This window comes from Candidatus Pelagibacter sp. Uisw_113 (genome assembly GCF_047717815.1).
In the GTDB taxonomy this organism is placed as follows: Bacteria; Pseudomonadota; Alphaproteobacteria; order Pelagibacterales; family Pelagibacteraceae; genus Pelagibacter.
Genome location: NZ_CP159809.1, coordinates 282,218 through 300,061, shown reverse-complemented (window position 1 = coordinate 300,061; position 17,844 = coordinate 282,218). Strand labels below are relative to the sequence as shown.

18 protein-coding genes are annotated in these 17,844 nt (G+C 30.3%); 8 read left to right on the top strand and 10 right to left on the bottom strand.

The features are described 5' to 3' along the window. The first annotated feature begins 1 nt into the window (after position 1). From ABXT39_RS01535 to ABXT39_RS01520, 4 genes are read left to right on the top strand one after another with little or no spacing between them, the layout of a single operon-like run. Complete coding sequence (locus ABXT39_RS01535; RefSeq protein ID WP_415295494.1) at positions 2–1,330, top strand: FMN-binding glutamate synthase family protein; 1,329 nt, start codon at positions 2–4, stop codon at positions 1,328–1,330. 42 nt (positions 1,331–1,372) lie between these two features. Continuing rightward, positions 1,373–2,698, top strand: a complete 1,326-nt coding sequence (glnT, locus tag ABXT39_RS01530) for a type III glutamate--ammonia ligase (protein ID WP_415295493.1) — start codon at positions 1,373–1,375, stop codon at positions 2,696–2,698. 3 nt (positions 2,699–2,701) lie between these two features. After that, positions 2,702–3,844: a diaminopropionate ammonia-lyase gene (locus tag ABXT39_RS01525; protein ID WP_415295491.1), complete on the top strand. Its 1,143-nt coding sequence runs from the start codon at positions 2,702–2,704 to the stop codon at positions 3,842–3,844. 6 nt (positions 3,845–3,850) lie between these two features. Continuing rightward, positions 3,851–5,272: a cryptochrome/photolyase family protein gene (locus ABXT39_RS01520; RefSeq protein WP_415295489.1), complete on the top strand. Its 1,422-nt coding sequence runs from the start codon at positions 3,851–3,853 to the stop codon at positions 5,270–5,272. Here the strand turns inward: ABXT39_RS01520 and ABXT39_RS01515 are convergent. The 9 genes from ABXT39_RS01515 to ABXT39_RS01475 are packed head-to-tail and all read right to left on the bottom strand — an operon-like array spanning position 5,269 to position 12,699. Then, positions 5,269–5,688: a secondary thiamine-phosphate synthase enzyme YjbQ gene (locus ABXT39_RS01515; protein ID WP_415295487.1), complete on the bottom strand. Its 420-nt coding sequence runs from the start codon at positions 5,686–5,688 to the stop codon at positions 5,269–5,271. The two genes, ABXT39_RS01520 and ABXT39_RS01515, sit on opposite strands and share 4 nt — an antisense overlap. Continuing rightward, positions 5,685–6,743, bottom strand: coding sequence for a cell division protein ZapE (gene zapE / locus ABXT39_RS01510; protein WP_415295485.1), 1,059 nt, complete (start codon positions 6,741–6,743; stop codon positions 5,685–5,687). The genes ABXT39_RS01515 and zapE overlap by 4 nt, the downstream gene beginning before the upstream one ends. Continuing rightward, positions 6,740–7,168 (bottom strand): hypothetical protein, encoded by a 429-nt coding sequence (locus ABXT39_RS01505; protein ID WP_415295483.1) that lies wholly within the window; start codon positions 7,166–7,168, stop codon positions 6,740–6,742. The genes zapE and ABXT39_RS01505 overlap by 4 nt, the downstream gene beginning before the upstream one ends. Before the next feature lie 2 nt (positions 7,169–7,170). Further along, positions 7,171–7,368 (bottom strand): hypothetical protein, encoded by a 198-nt coding sequence (locus ABXT39_RS01500; RefSeq protein ID WP_415295482.1) that lies wholly within the window; start codon positions 7,366–7,368, stop codon positions 7,171–7,173. Then, positions 7,323–8,444, bottom strand: coding sequence for a PQQ-binding-like beta-propeller repeat protein (locus ABXT39_RS01495; RefSeq protein WP_415295480.1), 1,122 nt, complete (start codon positions 8,442–8,444; stop codon positions 7,323–7,325). The genes ABXT39_RS01500 and ABXT39_RS01495 overlap by 46 nt, the downstream gene beginning before the upstream one ends. Next, a complete protein-coding gene (locus ABXT39_RS01490) occupies positions 8,437–9,081 on the bottom strand; it encodes a hypothetical protein (RefSeq protein ID WP_415295479.1) in 645 nt (214 codons plus the stop codon). Before ABXT39_RS01490 ends, ABXT39_RS01495 begins: the two co-directional genes overlap by 8 nt. Before the next feature lie 2 nt (positions 9,082–9,083). Continuing rightward, positions 9,084–11,753: an aconitate hydratase AcnA gene (gene acnA, locus ABXT39_RS01485; RefSeq protein ID WP_415295477.1), complete on the bottom strand. Its 2,670-nt coding sequence runs from the start codon at positions 11,751–11,753 to the stop codon at positions 9,084–9,086. A gap of 6 nt (positions 11,754–11,759) precedes the next feature. Continuing rightward, positions 11,760–12,350 carry a LysE family translocator gene (locus tag ABXT39_RS01480; RefSeq protein WP_415295475.1) on the bottom strand — a complete coding sequence of 197 codons (591 nt, stop codon included), beginning with the start codon at positions 12,348–12,350 and terminating at the stop codon, positions 11,760–11,762. A gap of 7 nt (positions 12,351–12,357) precedes the next feature. Continuing rightward, positions 12,358–12,699, bottom strand: coding sequence for a tRNA-binding protein (locus tag ABXT39_RS01475; RefSeq protein WP_415295474.1), 342 nt, complete (start codon positions 12,697–12,699; stop codon positions 12,358–12,360). Between the two features lie 27 nt (positions 12,700–12,726). Here ABXT39_RS01475 and argE point away from each other — a divergent pair, with 27 nt between their 5' ends. From argE to ABXT39_RS01455, 4 genes are read left to right on the top strand one after another with little or no spacing between them, the layout of a single operon-like run. Next, positions 12,727–13,917, top strand: coding sequence for an acetylornithine deacetylase (gene argE / locus ABXT39_RS01470; protein ID WP_415295473.1), 1,191 nt, complete (start codon positions 12,727–12,729; stop codon positions 13,915–13,917). 37 nt (positions 13,918–13,954) lie between these two features. Then, the gene (puuE, locus tag ABXT39_RS01465; protein WP_415295471.1) at positions 13,955–14,857 is read left to right on the top strand and encodes an allantoinase PuuE; all 903 of its coding nucleotides are present in this window, start codon (positions 13,955–13,957) and stop codon (positions 14,855–14,857) included. Beyond that, positions 14,857–15,843, top strand: coding sequence for an allantoicase (alc, locus tag ABXT39_RS01460; RefSeq protein ID WP_415295469.1), 987 nt, complete (start codon positions 14,857–14,859; stop codon positions 15,841–15,843). The genes puuE and alc overlap by 1 nt, the downstream gene beginning before the upstream one ends. Then, the gene (locus tag ABXT39_RS01455) at positions 15,840–16,337 is read left to right on the top strand and encodes an ureidoglycolate lyase (RefSeq protein WP_415295467.1); all 498 of its coding nucleotides are present in this window, start codon (positions 15,840–15,842) and stop codon (positions 16,335–16,337) included. The genes alc and ABXT39_RS01455 overlap by 4 nt, the downstream gene beginning before the upstream one ends. 48 nt (positions 16,338–16,385) lie before the next feature. Here the strand turns inward: ABXT39_RS01455 and ABXT39_RS01450 are convergent, their stop codons facing one another. After that, complete coding sequence (locus ABXT39_RS01450) at positions 16,386–17,837, bottom strand: NCS1 family nucleobase:cation symporter-1 (protein WP_415295465.1); 1,452 nt, start codon at positions 17,835–17,837, stop codon at positions 16,386–16,388. Between the last annotated feature and the right edge of the window lie 7 nt (positions 17,838–17,844).

The window sequence follows — 17,844 nt, the reverse complement described above, 5'->3', positions numbered from 1 at the left end:
AATGTCAGATAATAAAAAAACTCATCCTCGTATATCATGGACTTTTGATGAATATACAAATTCAGAAATAAGAAGAGCAGCAGCAACTGGAATTTATGATATTAGGGGCGGAGGTTCAAAAAGGAAACTTCCTCACTTTGATGATTTGCTTTTTCTAGGTGCTTCAATGTCTAGATACCCTTTAGAAGGATATAGAGAAACTTGTAGTACAAAGGTGACTTTAGGAACACGTTATGCAAAAAAACCTTTAGAACTAGATATTCCTATTACAATTGCAGGAATGAGCTTTGGTGCATTATCGGGAAGAGCTAAAGAAGCTTTAGGACGTGGAGCAAGTATGGCTGGTACGTCTACAACTACTGGTGATGGTGGGATGACACCAGAAGAGAGAGGACAGTCTAAAAATTTAATCTATCAACTTTTACCTTCTAGATATGGAATGAATCCTGATGACCTTAGAAAAGCAGATGCTATTGAAATTGTAATAGGGCAAGGTGCAAAACCAGGTGGTGGTGGGATGTTATTAGGTCAAAAAATTAGTGATCGTGTTGCAGAAATGAGAACTTTACCCAAGGGTATAGATCAAAGATCTGCATGTAGACATCCTGACTGGACAGGTCCTGATGACTTAAAGATCAAGATTTTAGAAATAAGAGAAATTACAGGATGGAAGGTTCCAATATTTATTAAAGTTGCAGGGGCAAGACCATATTATGATACTGCTCTTGCTGTTAAAGCTGGGGCTGATGTTGTTGTTTTGGATGGAATGCAAGGTGGAACGGCTGCTACTCAAGAAGTATTTATAGAAAATGTAGGTCAACCTACTTTAGCATGCATTAGACCTGCCGTAGATGCACTTCAAGATTTAGACCAACATAGAAAAGTTCAATTAATTATTTCTGGTGGAATTAGAAATGGTGCAGATGTTGCTAAAGCAATGGCTCTTGGAGCTGATGCAGTTTCAATTGGTTCTGCTGCAATGATTGCTTTGGGAGATAATGATCCTAAGTGGGAGAAAGACTATAATAAATTAGGAACTACTGCAGGAGCTTACGATGATTGGCATGAGGGAAATGATCCAGCAGGAATTACAACTCAAAAACCTGAACTGATGAAACGCTTTGATCCTATTGCTGGTGGACGACGTTTATCAAATTATTTAAAAGTAATGACACTTGAAGCTCAAACAATAGCTAGAGCTTCTGGTAAAAATGACTTACATAACTTAGAGCCTGAAGATTTATGTGCACTTACAGTTGAATCTGCTGCTATGGCCAGAGTTCCATTAGCGGGAACTAGCTGGATACCAGGATTAAAAGACAAAAAATAGTATTGTTAAGATTAATTAACAGTTGTAAATTAAATAATAAACATGCCTAAAAATTTATCTAAAATTGCTAAAGCAAAAAAAATAAAATATTTTTTGATTAGTTTTGTAGATTTTTTTGGTGTCTTAAGATCAAAATTAGTACCAGCACAAGCGATTGCTGACATGCAAAAAAATGGAGCAGGTTTTGCTGGTTTTGCAACTTGGCTGGATATGTCTCCCGCAGATGGAGATATGTTTGCCCTGCCAGATCCTGGAAGTTTAATTCAACTACCATGGAATAAAGAAATTGGCTGGTTAGCTTCTGATTTATATATGTATGGTAAGCCTGTTAAGGCTTCACCTAGAGTAATGCTCAAAGAGCAAATTAATAAATTGAACAAAAAAAATTTAGTTATGAAATCAGGTGTAGAGTGTGAATATTTTTTAATATCAGAAGATGGTAGCAAAATTGCTGATACTAGAGATACACAATCTAAACCTTGTTATGATCAGTCCACTTTAATGAGGAGATATGATTTAATCAAAGAAATTTGTGATAGCATGATTACCATGGGTTGGAACCCATACCAAAATGACCATGAGGACGCTAATGGCCAGTTTGAAATGAATTGGGATTATACAGATTGTTTAACTACAGCTGATAGACATGTATTCTTTAAGTATATGGTTAAATCATTAGCTGAAAAACATGGTTTGAGAGCAACATTTATGCCAAAACCTTTTAGCAATCTAACAGGTAATGGCTGTCATGCTCATATTTCTTTATGGAATGGAAAAATTAATAAATTTTTGGATAATGGAGACAAATTAGGTTTGAGCAAATTAGCATATAATTTTCTAGGTGGAATTATGAAACTTACTCAGCCTTTAACAGCATTTTTTAATCCGACTATTAATAGCTATAGAAGAATAAATGCACCACCAACAAAATCAGGTGCTACATGGTCACCTAGTAGTATTTCTTATACAGGAAACAATAGAACTCATATGATAAGAATTCCTGATAAAGGTAGATTTGAATTAAGGTTAATGGATGGAGCAGTAAATCCTTATTTACTTCAAGCTGGAGTAATAGCCGCTGGTTTACACGGAATAAATAATAAAATAGATCCTGGTGAACCTTTATCTTGTAATATGTATACTGATCATAAAAATTACCCTAATTTAAAAAAATTACCTGACATAATTGAAGATGCATTGGATCAACTAGAAAATAGTAAAGAAATTAAGGAAGCATTTGGTAGTGATACTATTAAAAGCTATCTAAAATTAAAGAGATCTGAAATTAAAGATTTTAATCAAGAAGAAAAATTTGATAAAAAAAGCTCAGTAACTCACTGGGAAAAAAATAGCACTCTTGATTGTTAATAAATGAAATCAATCCTTCAGAAAGACCTTTGGTCCATTACATCTTTTTTAGAAAATAAAGAGTATAATTTTATTAAAGAAAATATACTCACTCAATTACCAGAAAAATTTATAGATGAAGCGATAGAGGCCATATCTAGCTGGGATAACTACGCTCCTACTCCACTAATTAGATTAAACAAATTAAACGATGAACTAAAATTTAAAAATATTTACTACAAGGATGAAGATAAAAGATTTGAACTTAAGTCATTTAAGGCGTTAGGTGGAGCCTTTGCTGTTTACAAAATTGCAAGTGAAAAAAAGAACATAACAGTTTCGACTGCTACAGCAGGAAATCATGGAAGATCAGTTGCATGGGGTGCGCAAAGGCTAGGTTTAAAATGTAAAATATTTATAAGTGAATTTGTTAGCGAGTCTAGAGCTGAAGCTATGCGTAATCTGGATGCTGAGGTTATTAGAGTTAAAGGGAATTATGACAATTCATTAAAGGAATGCATCAAACAATCAAATGCAAATAATTGGGAAATTGTACAAGATGTGTCTTGGGAAGGTTACAAAGAAGTACCAAAATCGATTATGGCTGGGTACACAATAATGGTTAAAGAAATTTTAGATGAAATAAACTCAAATTCAATAACACACGTATTTCTTCAAGCAGGTGTTGGGGGAATGGCAGCAGCAATGATTGCTGGCTTTGCAAAATTATCAAAAGATATCCCAAAGTTTATTACCGTTGAGCCAGAAAATGCAGACTGTGTATTTCAAAGCATTAAGAATAATAAACCTACAACTGTTGATATAAAAAAAGAAACAATAATGGGTGGAATGTCTTGTGGAGATGTTTCTAGTATTGCCTGGGAAATTTTAAAAAATTCTACTAACTGCTGCTTAACCATACCTGATGAAGCAATCTCAACTACTATTGCACTACTAGCAGAAAAATATTTATCTGATGAAAAAATAATAGCTGGTGAATGTGCTGTGCCAGGTATAATTGCGTTAATAGGCTCATTTAACAATAAAGAATACTTAGATAAGTTAGAGTTAAATGAACAATCAAATGTACTTTTATTTGGTTGTGAGGGTTTAACTGATAATGCAATGTACCAAAAGCTACTAAGCGATGGATTGCAAAAAATCTAAGTAAATATGACAAAAAAAGCTGTTGTTTGGATAAGAGAAGATTTTAGAATTGAAGATAATGAAGCCCTAGCTATTGCAACTCAAAATCATGAGTATGTAAATGCTCTTTATATTTATAACCCAAAAAATTTTGATAAAAAAAGAGAAGCTCAAAAATGGTGGATCTCTAAAGCTTTAGAAAATTTTAACCTAGATCTAAAAAAGTTAAATATTACATTGGAAGTTCAATTAGGTGATGAACTAGAAATATTGTCAAATATAAAGAAGAAAGATGATGTTACTGTTTATTGGAGTAAAGTGTATGAACCAGATGTAATCAATAAAGGTAAAAAGATAAGGGATCTATTCATTAAAAATGAAGTTCAATATAAATATTTTAAAGGGAATATTCTTGTTGAATTTCAGGAAATGACTAAAGATGATGGTACACCTTATAAAGTATTCACTCCATTTTGGAAAAAAACAGAACAACTTTACATCTCAAAAGTACCTTCTAAATTTATAAAAGTTAAATCAAAAGAAAAAAAAATAAATATATTTAAAAAATCAATTTCTTCAAAAGAAATTTTACCTAAAAAAGATTGGTATAAAAAATTTGAGAAATATTGGATACCATCTGAACAAGAAGCTAAAAAATATTTACAAGAATTAATAGATAATAGAATTGAGGGCTATGGTGAAGCACGAGATATTCCAGGTGTTAATGGAACCTCCAAGTTATCTCCTTTCTTAAAATTTGGACAAATACATGTGGAGACAATTTGGAAGAAATGCCAAAACATTAAAATTAAAAAAATGGGGTATAGAAAATATATTAATGAATTAGGGTGGAGAGAATTTTCTCATAGTTTAATTAATTACTTTCCCCAAATGCTCAAAGGCAATCTTAGAAAGGATTTTGATAATTTTCCTTGGGTTAAAAATCAGAAATTTCTTAAAGCTTGGAAAAAAGGTATGACAGGATATCCCATTGTCGACGCTGGGATGAGGGAACTGTACGAAACAGGATGGATGCACAATAGGGTACGAATGATTGTTGCTTCATTTCTTGTAAAGCATTTAAGAATTCATTGGAACGAAGGTGAAAAACATTTTAAAAATTGTTTGGTTGATTATAATGAAGCTAGTAACGTTGCCCAATGGCAATGGGTTGCAGGCTGTGGCGCTGATGCAGCTCCTTATTTTAGAATATTTAACCCTATTCTTCAGGGTGAAAAATTTGACAAAGAAGGAATTTATACGAAGAAATGGGTTCCAGAACTTAAAAACATGCCTAATAAATTTTTATATAAGCCATGGGAACTAGAAATCAAATACCAAGAACAAATTAAAGTAGTTGTCGGTATCAACTATCCAAAACCAATTGTAGATCATGCTCAAGCAAGAAATGCTGCACTAGATGCTTTTAAAACAATTAAGAAAAGCTAATCACCAAGGTAATGAAGAACAATCAATCTGTTTTGTTTCTCAATTCTATGCTCAAAAAGATATAACCCCTGCCAAGTTCCAAGTAATAATTCATTATTTTTAATACTCAAACAAATTTGATTGTTAGTTAAGGCAGATTTTATATGCGCAGGCATGTCATCTTTTCCTTCAGCTGTATGAGCATAAAGAGAATTATCCATTGGCACGAGCTTATTAAAAAAATTAATTAGGTCAGTTTGAACATCTGGGTCAGCATTCTCTTGAATTATTAATGAAGCACTGGTGTGTTGAATGCTTATATTGATAATTCCATTATTAAACTCATTATCATTAACCCATTGATTAGTTTGGCTGGTAAATTCATAAAAACATTGACCATTTGTATCCAATTCTAAATTGAAAAATTCTTGTCTCATATATTGTTATATTTGATAGATGTTAATTCATACAATCGACTAATGGTTCTTTTAAATATTTTTTTTAAATCTTCTGAGGAACTTAATAAATTTAACTGTAATTGAGACGATATCATTAATGGTATATTTTTTTCATAAAGAATATCAATTAATGTAATAAATCTTTGCTGTTGATTGGAATTATTAATATTAAAGATAGGAATATTTTCTATAACAATAAAACTACACACTTCAGCTATTTTTATATAATCCTCTGCTCCAATATTTTTAGAACATAGTTCTTTAAAATCAAAACGTGCTATTCCATTAAAATAATTCCTAATAATAAACTTTCTACTTTTAATAATTAAGGTCATTTCTTTACTAAGAAGATTTTTTGTTATTTTTCTAAAAAACTTATTAAGTTTAAAATTTGTTGTTTCATTTAGTGGATAAAAATATCTTTCATTTTTATTTTTCAAAGATTTTCTATAGTCTTCTTCGATAATTAACTTTGCTTGAACACATCTTTCTTTCATTATTTTAATAAAAGGAAGAAATTGATCTCTTTGTAATCCATCTTTGTAAAGATCATTTAATTTAGCATTTGATGTAAATAAAACTTTTATATTCTCATCAAATATCTTTTTGAATAAGCTACCCAAAATCATAGCATCTACAATGTTGGTGACCTGAAACTCATCAAAATAAATTAATCTAGATTTACTTTTTAATTTTTTAACAAATTTATCTATAATATTTTCTTGGTTATTTTCTTTATTTTTAAAAACAAAATCATGAAAACTAATCATAAACTCGTTAAAGTGAAATCTTTGTTTAGCTTTATCAAAATTTTGATAAAAGAAATTCAATATCATGGTTTTACCCACACCCACATCGCCCTGTAAATAAAATCCTCTTTTAGAATTTTTTTTAGTAAATATTTTTTTTAAAAGTGATTTATTGAAGTTCTGATTGTAAAATAAATTCAGCTCTTCAATTAAGTCTAGTTGATTGAGATTAATTTCTAAATTATTTTTTTTACAATAATTTTGAAATGATTTATTTAAATTCATTTTTTTGTTTTAAAATCTATACCATATTCTGACCTGGGGCCTTTTCTTAATCCAAAGGGTCCAGATATAAAAAGTGTAAGAGGTTTTGTTCCTGGTTTAAGATCAACTCTATGCAAATTATTTGCTGACCTAAAACCAAAATATCCAGGGGGTCTCCAAAATCTTCCAGTGTTTAATGTTTCCCAATAACCTCCCCTTAATATGACTGTTATGTAAGGAAATGTGTGATTATGAACACCTTCCCCATGATCGTCAGCTAACATTTCATGTATCAAAATATTAAAAGGAAACCATTTAGGCCTATGTCTTAATAAAACGTAGTATCTGTTCATCCAGGGTTTAGCTTTATTAAACTTTGAGTGAGAAGGTCCTCTATCTAAAACTACTTTTTTTCTACTAAATTTTTCTAGTAATCTTAAAAACATTATTAATCAAATTTAATAATAGCCTTATTTTTTATTATAAATAACATATTATCATTAATAAATGGTTTTGAAATTTTATTGCCATCAATTTTAATAATTTTTTCATTTTTTCCTGTTTTAATATCAATAATTAGTAGACGTCCATTTGATGTTGTTACAAAAATTTTATTGGTACCAATGGCAAAACCCACAGCATGCATTTGAGATTTTTTTTTTCTTTGAACACTTTCAGTGTGTCGGTAATGCGTATTAGTTTTCCTGTTACTTTATTCAGAAAAATTAATAAGCCTTCATTTGATACGCTAATAATAATATTATCATATAAGATAGGTTGTATTGATGAGTTAATTTTTTGTTGCCAATTTATATTCCCATTACTTGAGTCTACTGAAAAAAATTCGTTATTGTTATTAGAAAAATAAATTGATTTTTTATCAATAGTAAGATCAGAACCTTTAAGTGAAAAAGATTGAGCATATATATTGTTATTTTGTGTTGGTAATTGCCATATTAATTTACCTTTCTTGACATCAAGTGCGGTTATATCACCTATAGAGTTATTAAAATATACAATATTATTTTCAATTTTTACTGATAATTTTTTTTGTGATTTTATTAAAACATTCTCTGTTTTATAAGACCAGATTTTTTCACCCGTTTTAAGGGAATAACAGTGTAATATATTTTCATAATCAATTATGAAAAATTTATTATCATGTATTTTTACCTCAGAATTAAAGGGTGTTACGTTTTTTTTTGACCAAATAATATTTCCATTATTTATATTTACTGCATAAAATTTAGAAATACTATCTGCTACAATTAAAATTTCATCTTTATTTTCTAAAAATAATAATGGGTTAGATTTTTTTTCTTCTTTTGAATAATTATTTACAGTCCACACTTTTTCAGCAGATTTATTAAATCTAATAATAGAACCATTGCTGTCATAAAAAATTAAATCATTTTTGTAAAATATAATTTTTGAATTAATCTGATTAAAATTTTTAATTTTTGAAAGTTTAAATTTTGTAATTTTTGTTTTTTTTTCATCATAACTATATTGCTTAGGATTTTTTTTTAATTCTATTTGTAGTGTAGGATTTAATTCTTTTTTTATTATATTATTTGATTCAAATAATTTTTTTGTATTTTTTATTTTTACAATTTCTGTGTTTGTTTTTTTATTTTTTTTCCAAGCACTAGTTTTGTCATTTAATGAGCAAGCAGGTATTAATAGTAATATAAATAATATTTTTACTATAAATTTATTCACTTAAGTCTCTATTTAGTCTCTTTTGTGTCTCAACTTTAATTGAGTTGTTAGAATTGGGTAAAACTAAAATCTGGTTAAAAAACTCTTTAGCTTTTTGTTTTTCACCTTTTGAGTAAAAAAATTCTGCCAGTAAATATAATGCGTGCGATTTCCAAATACTTTCGGAATTAATCACTGGATTAAGTATTTTTAATAATTCATTTTCACTTACAAAGTCTGAATTAAACAATGCTTTTTTATATATAATTAAATTCTTGATTTCATTTTCAAGGTTTGTTTTTTCAATCAACTCATTAAATAATATATTTATCTCATCATTGTTCTCTAATAGATTATTGTCTAACAAGTGGTATAGGGCTAGTGGAGAATAAGTTGCATCATTGCTTTTTACAACATTAACCATTTCATCAATTTTTTTTTGTTTATTTTCAGGATTAAGACCTATTAATGCTAAGTTGTATTGATTTGCTAATTTAATTTTAGTTTTTTCTTTAGATTTTTCAAATGATAGATAGCCAATTATAATTACCAATATTACCAAAATGGTTATTATAAGTTTTTTTTTATTATTTATAAAAAAATTTTTTATTCTCTCATTTCTTGTGTTTGAATCTATGATTGTAATTTCTTCGTCCATTTTTATATCATATTCCTTAATACATACTGAAGTATTCCACCATTTTTATAATACTCTAATTCGTTTTTAGTGTCTATTCTACATAGAGTTTTAATTTTTTTAATATCTCCTGAAGTATATTTTATTTCCACCTGAACATGATCTGATGCATTTATACCCTCTTCTATTTTAAGAACTGTTATTAATTCTGATCCAGTTAATTTTAAGTTTAACCTATCGTTTCCTTCAGTGAATTGTAGTGGTAAAACACCCATTCCAATTAAATTAGATCTATGAATTCTTTCAAAGCTTTCTGCTATTACAACTTTTACACCTAATAACTTTGTTCCTTTGGCAGCCCAATCTCTTGATGATCCTGTTCCATATTCTTTTCCACCTATAACAGCAAGGTCTGTTCCTCTTTTTTTATATTCCTCTACAGCATTATAAACTGGCATCACTTTTTCTTCTGGATAAAGTTTTGTAAACCCACCCTCTGTTCCAGGCGCCATTTCATTTCTTATTCTAATATTTGCAAAAGTTCCTCTCACCATTACTTCATGATTGCCTCTTCTTGATCCATAGGAGTTATAATCTACTGGAAGTATTTGATGCTCCATAAAATACTCACCTGTTGGACTTTCTTTTTGAATATTTCCTGCTGGAGAAATATGATCAGTTGTAACCATGTCTCCTAAAATCAAAAGTGGTCTTGCGTCTTTAATAGGTTTAAACCCTTCTGGTTGATCTGGTAAATTTTCAAAGAATGGTGGTTTCTTTACATAGGTTGAACCAGAATCCCAATTATAAATACTTGTATTTTCAGTTTTAATTTCTTGCCACTGCTTAGGGCCCTCTGAAACATTTGAATACCTTTTAATAAACATCTCTGCATTGAGAGACTCTCTTAATGTATCTTCAATTTCTTTATTTGATGGCCAAATATCTTTTAAAAAAATATCTTTACCATCTTTACTTTTTCCTAAAGGCTCCTTGTATAAATCAAATTCCATATGACCAGCAAGTGCATAAGCTACTACAAGTGGTGGTGATGCTAAATAATTAGCTTTTATATGTGGAGATATTCTTCCTTCAAAATTTCTATTCCCAGATAAAACTGATACAGCATAAATATCCTCTTTGTCTATTGCTTGAACAATTTCTTCCGGTAAAGGTCCTGAGTTTCCTATACAAGTTGTGCAACCATACCCAACCAAATTAAAACCAAGTTTATCTAAAAATACATTTAGTCCTGCTTTTGCTAAATAATCAGTAACCACTTGTGAGCCTGGTGCTAATGATGTTTTTACCCATGGCTTAGTTTCTAAACCAAGTTCAACTGCTTTTTTTGCTAGTAATCCAGCTCCAATTAATACATTTGGATTGGATGTATTAGTGCATGATGTTATAGCTGCAATTAATATTGAGCCATCTTTAATTTCATAATCTGTTCCTAATACTTTGGAAACATGTTGCTCTTTTCTGCTAGTTGCATCCTCAAAAACTTTTTTAAATCCAGTAGATGCATCTGTTAATAAAACTTTATCCTGAGGTCTTTTGGGTCCTGAAATTGTCGGAACAACTGTAGACATGTCTAATGATAAAGTGTCTGTAAATTCAACTTGATCATTAGCCCACAAACCTTGCTCTTTTGCATACTTCTCAACTATATTTACTGTGCTCTCATCTCTTCCTGAAAATCTTAAATATTTTAATGTCTCATCATCAATTGGAAAAAAACCACACGTTGCTCCATATTCTGGTGCCATATTTGCAATTGTTGCTCTATCAGCAAGAGTTAAATTCTTTAAACCTTCTCCATAAAATTCAACAAATTTTCCAACAACCCCTTTATCTCTTAACATTTTTACGACTGTTAAAACTAAATCCGTTGCAGTAGTACCTTCTGGCATTTTATTTTTAACTTCAAATCCAATTACTTCAGGAATTAACATGGAAATTGGTTGTCCTAACATTCCAGCTTCAGCTTCTATTCCACCAACACCCCATCCAAGAACAGATAGGCCATTAACCATGGTGGTATGACTATCAGTACCAACTAACGTATCAGGAAATAAATAATCTTCATTTTGAAATTTTTCAGACCAGACTACTTTTGATAAATATTCTAAATTAACCTGGTGGCAAATCCCAGTTCCAGGAGGAACAATTCTAAAGTTATTAAATGCTTGTTGACCCCATTTTAAAAAAGAATATCTCTCACCATTTCTTTTAAATTCAATATCAACATTTTTTTCAAAAGAATCTTTATTTGCTGATTTATCTACCTGTACAGAGTGATCAATAACTAGATCAACTGCAGAAAGTGGGTTGATTGTATTTGGGTCTTTATTTTTTTCTTTAACTGCTTCTCTCATGGCTGCAAGATCAGCTACTGCTGGTATTCCTGTGTAATCCTGTAACAAAACTCTAGCTGGTCTATAAGCTATTTCAGTTAATGATTTTTTTGTCTTCAACCATTCCTTAATTGCCTCTATTTGGCTCTTGGTAACAGATAAATCATCTTCATATCTTAATAAATTTTCTAATAAGACTTTAAGAGATTTTGGAAGTTTTGAAATTCCATCCAAACCATTTTTTTCTGCTTCTGATAAGGAATAATATTTGTACTCAGCATCATTTATACTGATAGATTTTAATGAATTATATGAATTTTTATTTCCTGGTTTCATTTAGTTTTAGATGTAGAACCCTATTATACAAACGATAAGTAGCAATGACATAGCATAATTAAATCGTTTAATAAAATTATTATTTGTAGCAAATTTCCTTAAAAACTTACCTAAAAATGTCCACGAAGTGATACTTAAAAATGCTGTTACGCTACAAACTACAATTACCCAAATAGAGTGATTCAAGTAGTTTTCCCCTTGTTCTACAAAATTTGAACTCAATGTAATTCCAGCCATTACTCCTTTTGGATTTATAAATTGAAAGATAAATTTATCAAAAAACTTTACTGGATTTTCTATTTTCCCATCTGAAGAAATTTTTGAAAATGAAATTTTATAAGCTAGATAAATTAAAAAAATTGTTCCAAGAACTCTGATAATTTCCTGAATAATTGGGTAATTTTTGAAAGTTGATATTAAAACAAAATTAATTAATATAATTAAAGTTGTATAACCAAAGCCAACTCCTAAGATTAATGGTAAAGTTTTTCTGATACCAAAATTAAAACCTGAGTAAGCAGCAACAGCATTATTTGGTCCTGGTGTAAATCCCAATGATAGAGAAATTCCTATTAATAATAATAATTCTGGATGCATAAAAAAATTAAGCTATTGAAAGACCGTTTTCAGATTCTTGAGATGGATGAACTAATATAACTTTTCCCTCTTTATCAATTGAACCTAAGATAAGAACCTGTGAAACTATTCCTGCAATATTTTTCTCAGGAAAATTACAAATTCCCACAACTTGTTTTCCTTTTAAATTTTCCTCATTATAATAATGGGTAATTTGTGCTGAAGACTGCTTAATTCCAATTTCTTTACCAAAATCTACTTCAATAACTAAAGAAGGTTTACGCGCTTTTTCATTTTTTTTTACAGATATTACAGTTCCAACTCTAACATCTACTTTATCAAAGTCATCATAGGTAATTTGTTCTTTCATATATTTAATATATAATGGTTGATAAATATGAGTACAGAAAATAATTCAGAGCTATTATATGATAATTCAGTTCAAATTTTAAAGGACTTAATAGCTTTTAAAACTATTTCAGGAGAAGATAATAGCTCATTAATTGATTATTGTGATGATATCTTAAAAAAGTTAGGTGCTACTTCTTTTAGAACTTATGATGATGAAAAAAAAAGAGTAAATTTATTTGCTACACTAAAAGCTAAAAATTCAAATAATAAGAAGCCAATTATTTTATCAGGTCACACTGATGTTGTTCCTGTGTCAAAGGGTTGGAGTTCTGATCCTTTTACTGCAACTATTAAAGGTGATAAATTATATGGGAGAGGCTCATGTGACATGAAAGGTTTTATTGCTTGTGCTTTAGCTTATGCACCTGTTTATTCTAAATCAAATTTAGATAGAGACATTCATTTTTCATTTACATTCGATGAAGAAACGGCATGTCAGGGTGCGCCTATACTAATAGAGGAATTAAAAAAAAGAGATATTAAGGATGGTATTTGTATTATTGGTGAACCAACTAATATGAAAATTATTGATGCTCATAAGGGATGTTATGAATACACAACATATTTTAAAGGTTTAGCGGGACATAGTTCGGCACCTCATAAAGGTGTAAGTGCTGTTGAATATGCATCACGATATGTAAATAAATTAATTGAACTTAGAGAGAAACTTAAAAGTAGACCACCTAAAGACTCTATTTTTGACCCACCTCACTCTACCCTTTCTATTGGTGGTGTGTTTGGTGGTATTGCTCACAATGTAATAGCAGACAAATGTCATGTTAATTGGGAAACACGACCAGTTGTTAAAGAAGATGGTGTATTTTTAAATCAAGAAATTGATAAGTATGCAAATAAAGTGTTATTACCTGAAATGAAAAAAGTTTTTCCTAATGCCTCAATTGAAAAAGATATTATTGGTGAAATAGTTGGGTTTGATAGAGAAGATAAGTCAGAAGCTTGTGAATTAATTTCAAGTTTGACAGGTGATAATTCTAGACAAGTTGTTTCATTTGGAACTGAGGCGGGCTTATTCCAAGAAATTGGCATTAGTACAGTGGTCTGTGGTCCAGGATCAATTGATCAAGCTCATAAAATTGATGAGTTCATTGTTTTAAATGAATTAAAAAAATGTTTAAACTTGCTTGATGGTATCAAGGTAGAGTCTGTTTCAAATTAATAAATTGTTAAACAATACAAAGTAAATTATAATTTTTATGTCTAAAAAAAATCCAAGAGATATGATTGGGTATGGCTCCAAAGATCAAAAAATTAAATGGCCTAATAATGCACGTATTGCTGTTCAAATAGTTTTAAATTATGAAGAAGGTGCTGAAAATTGCGTTTTAAATGGTGATAATAACTCAGAAGTTTTCTTATCAGAAATCATTGGTGCTCAGCCTGTAAAAGGTAGACATATAAATATGGAGTCTCTTTATGAGTATGGTTCAAGAGCAGGATTTTGGAGATTACATAAACTATTTCAAGAAAAGAAAATTCCAATAACAGTTTTCGGAGTAGGTATGGCTTTAGAGAAAAATCCTGAAGTTTCTAAAGCTATAATAGAAGCTAATTATGAGGTTGCATGTCATGGGTGGAGATGGATTGACTATCAAAATATTAAAAAAACAGAAGAAAAAAAACATATGAAGCTTGCTATTCAGGCTCATACAAAAATTTTTGGAAACAGACCTGATGGTTGGTATACAGGTAGATGTAGTCCTAATACTAGAGACCTAGTTATGGAAGATGGTGGTTTTTTATATGATAGTGACTCGTATAGTGATGACTTACCATTCTGGGAAACTAGAAATAATAAAAAACAATTAATTATTCCTTATACTTTAGATAATAACGATATGCGATTTGCAACCAATCAAGGGTTTAATACAGGTGATCATTTTTTTTCTTATCTAAAAGATAGCTTTGATGTTTTATACGAGGAAGGAAAAACAAACCCCAAGATGATGTCAGTAGGATTACACTGTAGATTAATTGGAAAACCAGGTAGAATTCAATCTTTAAGGAAATTTCTAGATTATATTCTTAAACATGAAGATGTGTGGATATGCAAAAGAATTGATATAGCTAAACATTGGATTAAAAACTATTCTAAATAATGTCAAAAAAAATTGTTTTTATAAATGGTCTTATTGATTTAGCTCAACCTAGATTAGGCACTAAGGTTATATTTAAAACCGATGACTTTTTTGCTTCAGCTAATAGAATTATTAATCCCTTGCCAGCAATTTTTAAAGATGGATTGTTTGATAAAAATGGTAAATGGATGGATGGATGGGAGTCTAGAAGAAAAAGAACTAAAGGGCATGATTACATAATTTTAAGATTAGGAAAACCTGGTTCTATTAAAAAAGTTGATGTAGATACATCACACTTTAATGGAAACCAGCCAGCAATGATTTCTATTGAAGGAACAAACTCAAGTTCAAATAAAATAAGTCAATTAAAGTGGGAACCACTACTTTCTAAGAAAAAAACTAGAGCAAATAGCCATCACTTCTTTACTGTAAATAGTAAAAAAAATATTACACATATAAAATTTAATATTTTCCCAGATGGTGGGGTTGCTCGATTGAGATTATTTGGTTCAATTGCTAAATCTAATAAATTAAAAAATAAGAAAATAAATCTTGCATCACTATTAGATGGTGCTTCTGTTATTGCTTGCAACAATGAGCACTTTGGTAAAGCTGAAAATATTTTAGCCCCAGGTAAAGCTAAAAATATGGGGGATGGATGGGAAACAAGGAGAAGACGTAGTCCAGGATTTGATTGGTTAATATTAAATTCTATAGATGGAAAAGAAATTGATAAAATTGAAATTTCTACTCATCACTTTAAAGGTAACTTTCCAAGCTATTGTTCTCTGCAAGCTGCTTATTTGCCAACAATAAAAAGCTCTAAACAAATTTTAAATTCCTCAATCAAATGGAAGTATTTATTAAAAGATGCAAAATTATCCCCTAATAAAGTGCATGTTTTTAAAAATAATCTAATGAAAAAAGATAAAATTAATTTTATAAAAATTAATATTTTTCCAGATGGTGGGATATCTCGATTTAGAGTTTATGGAAAAAATGTATGACTAACTGTGTGATCAAACCAAAGCCTATTAATAAAGAAAATTTTAAAAAGTTTGGAGATATGATTACAACAGCTGATATTAAGCCGATTGAAATTAACGAAGGTTATGCCAAAAGATTTGATGGAATAGCTAACTTAGATACTTCAAAAGATAATGGAGAAACTACTATTAGTATTTTTTCAGCTCTAAAGAGATCTTTTCCAATGAAAATTGATATGATGGAAAAACATCCTTTGGGAAGTCAAGCCTTTATACCAATGAAACAAACTACTTTTTTAGTACTTGTTGCACCTGAGGGCAATAAACCAGATCTTAATAGAATTGAAGCTTTTATTGTTCCTCCAGAAATAGGTGTCAATTACAATCCGGGTACTTGGCATTTTCCTCTAATAGCCACAGAAGATATGAATTTTTTAATAGTTGATAGAAAAGGTTCTGGAGATAATCTTGTTATTGAAAATATAGAAAAAGAAGAAATAATCCTTAAATACTAAAACCCGCCGCAATAATGCGACGGGTCTTTTTTTAACTATAGAGTTGTTTTATGACCTTTTAGATATTGCTAAGTGAACTACAGCACCCAATGATGCTCCAATTATCCAAGCGTATCCTCCTCCACCACCTAAGTTAGCAAAGAAATCATCTAAACCTAAAATCAAGATGTTTGGCCATACAGAACCAACGGCAACGTAACCTGAAATAATCCAAGCCAGCATTCCCTTGTAATTGAAACCACCATTGTAATGATATTGTCCACTGGAACTATCATCAAACAATGCGTCTACATCAATTTTTTCTTTTTTGATAATGTAGTAATCAACCATCATGATACCAAATACAGGCGCAAGAATTGCTCCTAAAGTATTAACAAATGGAAATAAACCCATTTGAGTAATAACAGCAACCCACATACCACCAATAATAAAACCAAAACCAGCTGTGATTAACCCACCAGTTTTAAAGTTAATTTTACTTGGCATTAAATTGGCTAAGTCATACGCAGGAGGTATAAAGTTTGCAACCATATTTATTCCAACTGTCGCTGCAAAAAATGCAAATGCAGCAATAATTGTTAATCCTAAGTTGTCTACTTTAGCAACCATCTCTGTTGGACTTGATACATATTCACCAAAAATTGCGATTGTACCACCAGTAATCATCAAGGTAATGAAAGAGAATAAAATTACGTTTCCTACTAATCCCCATAGGTTACCTTTTCTCATTTCATCTTCATTTTTAACAAATCTAGCGAAATCACCAAAGTTAATTACAACTGCAGCAAAGTATCCAACCATAATTGAAAATACAGCAATGAAAGCTCCTATTGTTCCTAGACCTTCAAAGCCACCAGTTCGTTCTCCACCAGAAAATATAGTTCCTACTTCTGAAAAAAGTCCTCCACCGGCTTTAACCCAAATAACGATCATTAAAAAAATCATTACTGCATAAACTGCTGGTCCTGAAAAATTTAAAAACTTTTTGATAAGATCTACACCTTGCCAAAATAGATAAACTTGGAATGCTGATACAAATATGAAAGAAACCCACATTACACCTGTCATACCAAGAAGCATAACCTCACCTTCTATTCCTGTAACACCAGTAATTAAAAGTGCTACTGCAGTTGATGCAGCATAAGTTTGTGCTCCATACCAAAACATTGCAACAAGACCTCTAGCCATTGCTGGAAAGTTTGCTCCAAATACACCCATACTTACACGAGCAAATACTGGATATGGTATTCCATGTTTTACACTTGGTTTACCTGAAAGATTGACTAGCCACATTATAAAAAATCCTGCAAGAATTAATGCAGCAAATACAGCCCAACCATTTAGTCCTGATGCTAAAAATAATGATGCTGCCAAAGTATAACCAAATAAACTTTGAACATCATTAGCCCATACGTTAAAGATTTCGAACCATCCCCAATTTTTTTTACTACTTGGAGTTGGAGCTAAATCTGAATTGTAGAGTTTTGACGATCTACTCATATTATTT